Raw genomic sequence first — 1,985 nt, 5'->3', positions numbered from 1 at the left:
GGCCCGTGCGGATGCCGCCGGACGCGATCAGCGGCGTGCCCGGTGCCTCCCGGCGGGCCTCCAGCAGCGCCCGCGCGGTGGGGACCCCCAGCTCGCACAGGTCCGGCGAGCGCACCTCCCCGAAGCGCACGAGTTGCTCGACCCGCGCCCAGCTCGTGCCCCCGGCCCCGGCCACGTCGTAGGCGGCAAATCCGGCCCCACGCACCGCCCGGACCGTCGCCGCGTCCAGCCCGTGCCCGACCTCCTTGAGCACCACAGGGAAGGGCAGCTCCGGCACCACCTCCGTCAGCCGCGCCGCCAGCCCCGCCCAGCGGGTATCGCCCCCCTCCTGCATCGCCTCCTGCAAGGGGTTGACGTGAATGGCGAGGGCGTCGGCTCCCACCTCGCGCACGGCCCGGATCGCCTCGGCGGCCCCGTACCCCAGCCCGAACTGCGCCGCCCCCAGATTCCCGACGAGCAGGAGGTCGGGGGCCACGTCCCGCACCTGAAAACTGGCCGCCGCCTCCGGGCGCTCCAGCATCACGCGCTGCGACCCCAGCATCATCCCCAGCCCCAGCCGCGAGGCCGCCCGCGCGAGGGTGCGGTTGATGGTCGCCGCCCGCTCGGCCCCGCCCGTCATCGCGCCGATCAGCACGGGCGCGGCGAGGGAGCGCCCCAGGAAGGAGGTCGTGAGGTCCACCCCCCCCAGGTCCAGTTCCGGCAGCGCCCGGTAAGGCCAGGGCACCCTCTCCAGCCCGGTAGACACCCCCGCATACTGGCTCTCGGGGCGCAAGCAGGCGTCGAGGTGGCGCAGCTTGCGCATCTGGATGTCCCCGGAGTCGGTCACCCGGCCAGCCTACCGGGGAGGGGCCAGCCGGGACGGTCGGGCCGCCCACACGTGTTGACAGGTTGGAGGTTCGGCGCTACTATTCCTGAGCGCCGGAAGAACCGAGGTTCAGAAGGCCGCGAGAATGGCGCAGGGTAGAGCAGTCTGGTAGCTCGTCGGGCTCATAACCCGGAGGTCACAGGTTCAAATCCTGTCCCTGCAACCAAAGAGAACCGCCCCCACCCCGGTGGGAGCGGTTCATTGTGCAGACACGCGGCGGCGGGAGGGCGAGGCCAATGCTTTCGCAGAGAGCAGCGTTCCTTCCACCGCTCCGGGTGACACTCAAGGCTCCGCCGAACGCGCCCACGACTCTCAGCGCATCCGGTCGCGGACCTCCTGCAAGGTGTCCTCGAAGGCGTCGCCAAACACGTCCTCCAGCACGCGGTCACGAATCAGCTCGTCTTGCAGGGTGGTGGTCTGCTCGCGGGTCCAGCGCACCCGGACCTCGCGGGCGGTGCTGACGTTGCCCTGCCCGGCGACGAAATGGGCGGCGTGGCGCAGGGCGTCCCCGGGGTCGTTGGTGGGGGCCACCACCCGCAGGTTACGCAGCCCACCCCGGTCGTTCACGAGCGAGCAGGTCACCTCGAGGCGCTGACCCCGGCGGGCCAGAAACACCTGGTCCACCCGCCACATGCTCGTGGCGCGGATGGGCTCGGGGGCCATTCCAGAACGGGACGGTCGGCGGCGGGCCATCTCAGGCGGGCGCCTCGGCGCGGGGCGGGGACCACTCGCGGGGGGGCTCCAGCCCCAGCAGCACCCGGCCCGCGCCCTCGGCCAGAGCCTCGAGTTCAAGTTCGCCGGGCACCACGATCACGGGGGCAATCCAGCTCAGGCGGCGCTCGATGCGGTCGACCAGGGCCTCCCAGCGGGCCACGCCGCCCGTCAGCGCCAGCGCGTCGGGCCGCGCGGACAGCGCCCCGCACTGCTCGCCGACCGCCTTGCACGCCTGATGCACCAGCGCCGAGGCCGCCGCCTGCACGCCAGGGTCCTCCTGGGCGCGGGTTTCGAGGTCGCGCAGGTCGGCGCTGCCCGTCAGGGCCAGGAATCCGCTGCCGGAGGCGAGCCGGGCCAGCACCTCGTCCGGGCGGTGGCCCCCGGCCAGCCGCAGCAGGGCCGGCGC

The 1,985-nt window shown here is 73.5% G+C and carries 2 protein-coding genes, 1 tRNA gene and 1 pseudogene; 1 reads left to right on the top strand and 3 read right to left on the bottom strand.

What is annotated here, in order from left to right; all coding sequences use genetic code 11:
* Positions 1 to 802, bottom strand: an 802-nt coding sequence (fni, locus tag QOL99_RS16170; protein WP_285525327.1) for a type 2 isopentenyl-diphosphate Delta-isomerase, incomplete at its 3' end; no start/stop codon positions are given.
* A 152-nt stretch (positions 803 to 954) separates the two neighbouring features.
* Between fni and QOL99_RS16165 the strand changes: the two genes are divergently transcribed.
* Positions 955 to 1,031, top strand: a tRNA-Met gene (locus QOL99_RS16165).
* A gap of 146 nt (positions 1,032 to 1,177) precedes the next feature.
* Here the strand turns inward: QOL99_RS16165 and QOL99_RS16160 are convergent.
* Positions 1,178 to 1,558: a hypothetical protein gene (locus QOL99_RS16160; RefSeq protein WP_285525322.1), complete on the bottom strand. Its 381-nt coding sequence runs from the start codon at positions 1,556 to 1,558 to the stop codon at positions 1,178 to 1,180.
* 1 nt (position 1,559) lies between these two features.
* Positions 1,560 to 1,985, bottom strand: a pseudogene (locus QOL99_RS16155) (butyrate kinase); the annotation flags it as partial.

Source organism: Deinococcus rhizophilus (assembly GCF_030271215.1).
GTDB lineage: Bacteria > Deinococcota > Deinococci > Deinococcales > Deinococcaceae > Deinococcus > Deinococcus rhizophilus.
The sequence above is the reverse complement of the archived record's forward strand: the minus strand, read 5'-3'. Positions and strand labels throughout refer to the sequence as shown.

Excerpts from the sequence above, each read along its gene's own strand:
- QOL99_RS16160 (WP_285525322.1), bottom strand. The coding sequence starts at position 1,558 with ATGGCCCGCCGCCGACCGTCCCGTTCTGGAATGGCCCCCGAGCCCATC.